The 7,056-nt window shown below is 46.8% G+C and carries 8 protein-coding genes, 2 tRNA genes, 1 rRNA gene and 1 other RNA gene; 10 read left to right on the top strand and 2 right to left on the bottom strand.

Going from position 1 to position 7,056, the window contains the following annotated elements:
• Positions 1-3 precede the first annotated feature (3 nt).
• The 3 genes from M467_RS16780 to M467_RS16770 all read left to right on the top strand — a co-directional run bounded on the left by M467_RS16780 (position 4) and on the right by M467_RS16770 (position 1,379).
• Positions 4-94: transfer RNA gene (locus M467_RS16780), tRNA-Ser, on the top strand.
• Between the two features lie 29 nt (positions 95-123).
• Positions 124-213, top strand: a tRNA-Ser gene (locus M467_RS16775).
• A 167-nt stretch (positions 214-380) separates the two neighbouring features.
• Positions 381-1,379: a hypothetical protein gene (locus M467_RS16770; RefSeq protein ID WP_021065291.1), complete on the top strand. Its 999-nt coding sequence runs from the start codon at positions 381-383 to the stop codon at positions 1,377-1,379.
• Between the two features lie 42 nt (positions 1,380-1,421).
• On the opposite strand, the gene M467_RS16765 is transcribed toward M467_RS16770, so the two are convergent.
• Positions 1,422-2,093: a deoxynucleoside kinase gene (locus tag M467_RS16765; RefSeq protein ID WP_021065290.1), complete on the bottom strand. Its 672-nt coding sequence runs from the start codon at positions 2,091-2,093 to the stop codon at positions 1,422-1,424.
• Entirely contained in the window at positions 2,090-2,725 is a 636-nt protein-coding gene (locus M467_RS16760; RefSeq protein WP_021065289.1) for a deoxynucleoside kinase, read from the bottom strand. Before M467_RS16760 ends, M467_RS16765 begins: the two co-directional genes overlap by 4 nt.
• Positions 2,726-2,846: 121 nt before the next feature.
• Here M467_RS16760 and tadA point away from each other — a divergent pair, with 121 nt between their 5' ends.
• From tadA to M467_RS16730, 7 genes are all read left to right on the top strand, one after another.
• Positions 2,847-3,347, top strand: a complete 501-nt coding sequence (tadA, locus tag M467_RS16755; protein WP_021065288.1) for a tRNA adenosine(34) deaminase TadA — start codon at positions 2,847-2,849, stop codon at positions 3,345-3,347.
• A gap of 53 nt (positions 3,348-3,400) precedes the next feature.
• Positions 3,401-3,669: signal recognition particle sRNA large type (gene ffs / locus M467_RS31550), an RNA gene on the top strand.
• 94 nt (positions 3,670-3,763) lie between these two features.
• Positions 3,764-5,440: a DNA polymerase III subunit gamma/tau gene (gene dnaX, locus M467_RS16750; protein ID WP_021065287.1), complete on the top strand. Its 1,677-nt coding sequence runs from the start codon at positions 3,764-3,766 to the stop codon at positions 5,438-5,440.
• A 15-nt stretch (positions 5,441-5,455) separates the two neighbouring features.
• Positions 5,456-5,773 carry a YbaB/EbfC family nucleoid-associated protein gene (locus tag M467_RS16745; protein ID WP_021065286.1) on the top strand — a complete coding sequence of 106 codons (318 nt, stop codon included), beginning with the start codon at positions 5,456-5,458 and terminating at the stop codon, positions 5,771-5,773.
• A gap of 22 nt (positions 5,774-5,795) precedes the next feature.
• Positions 5,796-6,395 carry a recombination mediator RecR gene (recR, locus tag M467_RS16740; protein WP_021065285.1) on the top strand — a complete coding sequence of 200 codons (600 nt, stop codon included), beginning with the start codon at positions 5,796-5,798 and terminating at the stop codon, positions 6,393-6,395.
• Positions 6,392-6,616 (top strand): YaaL family protein, encoded by a 225-nt coding sequence (locus M467_RS16735; protein WP_021065284.1) that lies wholly within the window; start codon positions 6,392-6,394, stop codon positions 6,614-6,616. The genes recR and M467_RS16735 overlap by 4 nt, the downstream gene beginning before the upstream one ends.
• Before the next feature lie 378 nt (positions 6,617-6,994).
• A 16S ribosomal RNA gene (locus M467_RS16730) occupies positions 6,995-7,056 on the top strand; the annotation flags it as partial.

The raw sequence follows: 7,056 nt of genomic DNA, 5'->3' as shown, positions 1-7,056 counted from the left end.
TTTGGAGGTGTACCCAAGTGGTTTAAGGGAACGGTCTTGAAAACCGTCAGGGGTGTAATAGCCTGCGTGGGTTCGAATCCCACCACCTCCTCCACTTTCTTTTTTTTACACTTTTTTAAGCCTGGAGTTGTACCCAAGCCCGGCTGAAGGGGACGGACTCGAAATCCGTTAGGAGTCGTAAGGCTCGCGTGGGTTCGAATCCCACCAACTCCGCTTGTTTTGGCATCTGCATGGGCAGATGCGTTTTTTTATGGTCGTAGACTCCGGTCTGCGGCTTTTTTTTGTTTGTGTCAATCCGGCGAAATCTGGCTAAGCCGCGCGTAAACCGGGAATCTACATAGAGTAGACTATAGTGGCGCGTAAGGAAGGAGATGAGCGTCATGGATTGGATTGAGATGTATATCGATGAGGTCGTGCGACACGTTCCACCGAAGCGGCGCGAGGAAGCTGCTGCCTCGGTTCGGCAATCGATTGAGGCGGCACTGCCCGACCAACCGTCTGAGGCAGACGTAAAACGGGTGTTAGCAGAGATTGGGCATCCGGCCGTCGTGGCCGCGCGTTATAAGGAAGGCCAGTATGTCATCGGCCCACGTTTTTTCCCCGTGTATGTGACTGTCGTCAAGCTTGTCGTTCCCATCGTCTTAGCTGTCGTTTTCTTCGGGCTTGTATTTGCTAGCATGCCGACGTTCTCAGGGCCGCTTATGCCGACAGTCGGCACATTTTTGACGAACATGTTCGATGCGTTATGGGATGTCGGGATTCAGCTCGTGTTTTGGATTACGCTTGTCTTCTTTTTGATTGAGCGCTATGCACCCGATGATGTACCGGCGCCAGATATGAAATGGGATGTGTCCAAGCTGAAAGAACAGGTGAAGGGCGGTCGAATCAGTAAATTTGACGCAGGGTTCGGGTTGTTTTGGACAGCCGTGTGGTTTGGCGTGTATATTAATGCCGAACAGTTACTAGGGATTTATGAATCTACGAACGCGGGATTCAGGATGATCACTCCCATCTTCAATCAAACGTTCCTAATGGATGTGATTTGGTTTTTTGTGATCGTCATCTTGCTTCAAGTCGTGCTCGGGGTATGGAAATGGATGAAAGGACATTGGACGTATGCGCTCGCTTCGTTTAATTTGATCTACAATATTGCCTCGGCAACGTTCATCATCTGGATGGCCAGTTCCCCACAGTTACTCGATCCACGATTTTTGAACTGGCTGGAGACGAACGTTCCGAACGGCATGCTCTCGTTCGATTGGGTATTTGGATTGGTCGTCGCCATCACGGTTTTGGCGGCCGTGTTTGATTCCATCGACGGTTTCCGAAAAGCTCGGAAGACGCCGACGTACCGGAAACCTCATATCGCCCACACATAAAAAGAAGGTGCACCGCTCAAGTGAGCAGTGCACCTTCTTTACTTATCTGACTTTCGCTTCGCGAGCGATCGTCAATTGTTTCTCGATTTTTTCAAGGATGAGTTCGACCGAGTTTGGGTCGTTAATCAAGTCATACTCTTCGATTGAGAGACGAAGTACCGGGCAAAGATTGAAGTTGTTGATCCACTCCGTATAGCGCGCGTACATTTCTTCCCAATACGTAATTGGTGTTTGTTGCTCCATCTCACGTCCGCGCATTTGAATGCGGTCGAGCACTTGCTCGAACGAACCTTCGAGATAGATGAGCAAGTCAGGATGCGGGAAGAACGGTGTCAGCACCATCGCTTCAAACAAACTCGAGTATGTCTCGTAGTCAGTTGGAGACATCGTCCCTTTTTCGTAGTGCATTTTGGCGAAGATTCCTGTATCTTCATAGATCGAACGGTCTTGGATGAAGCCGCCGCCGTATTGGAAAATCTTCTTCTGTTCTTTGAAGCGTTCAGCCAAGAAATAGATTTGAAGGTGGAAGCTCCAACGCTCGAAGTCATGATAGAATTTATCGAGATAAGGGTTCGTATCTACTTTCTCAAGTGAAGTTCGGAAGTTGAGGGCATCGGCAAGTGAGTTCGTGATTGTCGATTTACCGATTCCGACCATTCCACCGATCGTGATGATCGTGTCATTCGGAATGTTGTATTTTTCATTCAGCGTCATTTGATTTGTGCTCCTTTAGTCAATTCTAATTCACGTTCGATCGTTGTGAGGACGTGCGTCAAATCGTCCGGGTTTTGGACGAAGTCGAGTTCATCTCCACTGAACGAAAGAATCGTCACTTCGGGGTGTGTCGCGCGGTATGATTCGATGAACGTTTCATAATCGCGGGCGAGCTGTTCGAGGTAGTCGCGAGACATATTCTCTTCTACTTCACGTCCACGCAAGGCGACACGTTTCATTAACGTCTCGATGCTGGCGTGTAAGTAGATGACGACATCAGGCTTTGGCATATCGTGTGTCAAAATCTTATAGATTTGCTCATATTTGTTCAAATGAGCTGGTCTCAGGGAACGGTGGGCAAAAATCAAGTTTTTGAAAATATGATAGTCCGAAACGACGGATTGCTGTTGACTCAAGTGGTGTTTGTGGATATCGTCTAATTGCTTGAAGCGATTACAAAGGAAAAACATTTCCGTCTGAAAGCTCCATTCGTCGATATCTTCGTAAAACTTGCCGAGAAACGGATTCTCTTCTACAATTTCATTCAGCATCTGCATTGAAAAGTGCTGACTGATGATATGGGCCAGTGACGTTTTCCCGACACCAATCGGTCCCTCTACCGTTATAAACATATGATGTCATCCTCCATTATCCAAAGTGCAAGTTCCATTCTAGCATACAATGAAGTGGATAGGGCGAGCGAAATGATTTTCATTTTTTTTCATAATAAGTAATCAGAAACGGAGTGTGTATATGGAACGAGATGAACGATTTATGAGGCTCGCCATAGAAGAAGCAAAGAAGGCGGAAGCAATCGGCGAAGTCCCGATCGGATGCGTCATCGTTAAAGGTGATGAAGTGATTGCCGCGGGTCATAATCGCCGAGAAACGGACTTATTGGCAACGGCCCATGCCGAAATGATTGCGATTGAACAGGCGAACCAGGCGCTCAGCAATTGGCGTTTGGAGGATTGCGAACTGTTCGTCACGTTAGAGCCGTGCCCGATGTGTGCGGGGGCCATCGTGCTGTCTCGCGTGAAGCGTGTCATCTTTGGTGCCCATGATCCGAAGGGAGGGTGTTGCGGTACGCTCATGAACCTCGTTCAAGACGAACGCTTCAACCACCAAGCCGAAGTGACACAAAATGTTTTAGCAGAAGAGTGTGGGGAGTTGCTAACGATTTTCTTCCGAAACCTTAGAGAAAGGAAGAAGCAGGCGCGGCTTGAACAGAGAGGTTGCAACCCATCTGATTAAACAGTATAATGTAATAGCACTCAACGTAGTGCCTAACTTCATTTACCCATTTGCCGTGCTAGGCGGGGAGGTAGCGGTGCCCTGTAACTCGCAATCCGCTATAGCGAGACTGAATCCCGATTCGAGGGAGTGCATTGGTGTGGCCTGTCCTCGTGTAAGTGGCGTTGACGTCTGAGTCCTGCGCAACGGTCACCCATGAACCAGGTCAGGTCCGGAAGGAAGCAGCCTTAAGTGGTGACGTACCGTGTGCCGCAGGGGTGCTTGGGCCGAGCAAACTGCATGAGTAACGCACATTGACGTGCTTTCAGAAATCGGTGCGCGGCAGATTTATTTAATAACTTCAATCTACGGCCCCAGGGTTGTAGATTTTTTTGTATGATGAAATAGAGAATGTAAGGAAGAAAGGAGGCGGGGACATGGCGTATCAAGCGTTGTATCGGGTTTATCGTCCGCAGTCGTTCCAAGAGGTTGTCGGTCAAATTCATATCACACGTACGATTCAAAATGCGTTGCTTGAGGAACGAATGTCACATGCCTATTTGTTCTCGGGTCCACGAGGGACCGGGAAGACAAGTTTGGCGAAAATTATCGCGAAAGCTATCAACTGCGAGACAGCACCCACACGAGAACCGTGTAACACATGCCCGACTTGTATCGCAATCACGGAAGGGACGAGCCCGGACGTGTTTGAAATCGATGCGGCTTCAAATAATGGGGTCGACGAGATTCGAGAAATTCGGGATAAAGTCAAATATCCGCCTTCTCAAGCGCGCTTCAAAGTATATATCATTGATGAAGTGCACATGCTTTCGACTGGGGCGTTCAACGCCTTATTGAAAACGCTGGAAGAACCACCGGCGCATGCCATCTTTATTTTGGCGACGACAGAACCACATAAAATTCCGGCAACTATCATCTCACGTTGCCAGCGCTTTGATGTGAAACGGCATGAAGTCGGTCAATTGCAAACACGTATGGCATATATCTTGAACGATCAAGATTATGACTATGATCCAGAGGCGCTCAAGCTGATTGCTCGTGCTGCCGATGGTGGGATGCGCGATGCGCTCAGCCTACTCGATCAAGCGCTCGCTTTTAGCGATGGCCGTTTGACCGAAGACGCTGTTCTAGAAGTGACCGGCGCGGTAACGGATGATGCTCTACTTGATATGGCTTATGGCTTACAACAGAAGCAACTCGATCAAATTTTGAGTACGTTGGAAACGATGCTTCGTGAAGGTAAGGATTTGAAGCGATTCATTGAAGATCTCGTATTCGTTCATCGTGATGCTTTACTATTAAAGGCTTCACCTCAAGCCGTCGATTTACTCGAACGCGCCCGTCCGACAGAGACGTTCCGACAATTTGTTGAAGCGACGTCGACGGACGAGTTGTTCCAAGTGATTGAAGAGTTGAATGACTGTCAGCAACAGATGCGATTATCAAACCATCCGAAAGTCTTAGTTGAGTTAACGTTTATTCGGATTGCTGAACAAGGACGGACGATGACAGAACAGATGAAACAACTTCAAGAGCAGGTCCGTGAACTGAGTCGCGAGTTGAATGAAGTCAAGAAAACGGGTGTCCCTGCAGCGGAAGCAACAGCGGAGAAACCGAAAGTTGCCAAGCGAACTCAAATTCGAGTCCCGAAAGAACGCATTCGTCAATTATTGCAACGAGCGGAACGCCAACACTTAAACGCAATCCGTGATAGTTGGGAAGACATCATGGGGAACATTCGCACGCAAGATGGTCCGATTTTTGCACTGTTCTATGAGAGTGAGGCTGTGCTTTGTGCTAGTGACACCTTACTGGTACAATTTAAAGATGGGATGACGTGGCATTACGAGCAGGTTAGCTCGAACGGTCGCACGCGAGACGTGATTGAACAAGCCTTATTCGAAGTGACGGGGATTCGTCGAGAAATCATGGCTGTACTCGAGACCGATTGGGTTGAGTTGAAGAATGAGTTCATCCTTCGTAAACAAGCTGAACGTTCGGATCATAAGGAAGAGGAAGTGGAGGAAGAAGATCCACTTGTCTCAAAGGCCCTCGAACGTTTCGGTGACGTCGTTGAAATTGAAGAAGTTTAAAAGGAGGCGCTCTACATGCGTGGAATGGGAAACATGAACAACATGATGAAGCAAATGCAGAAAATGCAGAAAGATATGGCGAAAGCTCAAGAAGAATTGAAAGACTTAACGGTCGAAGGTACAGCAGGCGGCGGCATGGTTAAAGTAGTCGTTAGCGGACATAAAGAAGTGCTTGATGTCATTATTGCTGAAGATGCTGTGGATCCAGACGACGTCGAAATGTTGCAAGACCTTGTGTTGGCAGCGGTCAACGACGGGATGAAACAAGCTGACCAACTAGTTAATGATAAAATGGGACGTTTTACGCAAGGGATGAACCTTCCAGGTTTTTAAGTGAAGAAAGGAAAGATGCGAGTTGCAATACCCTGAAGCGATCGGACGTTTGATTGAAAGCTTTACAAAATTGCCGGGCATTGGTCCGAAAACTGCTATCCGTCTAGCGTTCCACGTACTTGATATGGAAGAAGACGATGTATTGACGTTCGCTAAGGCGCTTGTCAGTGCTAAGCGTGATATTAAATATTGTACGGTGTGTGGACACATTACAGATGTTGATCCATGTGCAATTTGTACAGATTCGCATCGTGATGAGACGGTAGTCTGTGTCGTTCAAGATTCTAGAGATGTGATTGCGATGGAGAAGATGCGAGAGTACCGCGGGAAGTATCATGTCTTGCATGGAGCGATTAGTCCGATGGAAGGAATTGGTCCTGAAGACATTAACGTCTCGAGTTTGTTAACACGTCTCCAAGAAAATGAAGCGATTAGTGAAGTCATTTTGGCAACTAACCCGAACATTGAAGGGGAAGCGACTTCGATGTATCTATCTCGACTTTTAAAACCGACCGGTATCCGTGTAACACGTCTTGCTCACGGGTTGCCCGTGGGTGGCGATTTGGAATACGCGGATGAAGTGACATTATCTAGAGCGATGGAAGGTCGACGGGAACTATGAAGTGGTTTCGTAAACCTTTACGCTATGGTTACGATCAAAGGTTTTTGTCGGAGTTGTTAGATGCTAAGGCGAAGTACGAATCGAAACGTCACATTCTTGAAGTGAGCATCGAAGATACCGGTGAGTTAGCAGCCCAAGTAAAACAAGCGGAAGCCCTATACTTCTTTTATTTGAAAGAAGCGAAGCGACGCAATGTTTCACTGTCTAACTTAAGGTCGTGAGGCGAGATATTCCATCTCGCCTTTTTCTATGCTGAATCACTTTAGCAAATACATCGAGCATTTTTTCTCTATATAATGAAGGAACTAGAATTATATGAAGAGATTTGAAGCGATAGACAATTGAAATGAAAAATAATTTAAAGTTTTTCTAAAAAAGCTATTGTGTATTTAAAGTTTTATTGATATATTAATAGACGTCGCCGAGAGCGGTTTTGAAAATCGAAAAAAAGATATTGACTTCTAGTTGATAGCTTGTTAAGATATTTAAGTCGCCAAGAACGACAGACGAACTTTGAAAACTGAACGATGAGGCAAAAAAAGTTTTACAATTTTTGAATGAAGCGCAAGCTTCGTCATTTTTAAAGAGCTATATCAAATTCTTTGGAGAGTTTGATCCTGGCTCAGGACGAACGCTGGCGGCGTGCCTAATACATGCAAGT

The sequence above is a fragment of the Exiguobacterium chiriqhucha RW-2 genome, from assembly GCF_000416965.1.
GTDB classification, from domain to species: domain Bacteria; phylum Bacillota; class Bacilli; order Exiguobacteriales; family Exiguobacteriaceae; genus Exiguobacterium; species Exiguobacterium chiriqhucha.
This window is presented reverse-complemented; position numbering and strand designations above follow the sequence as displayed.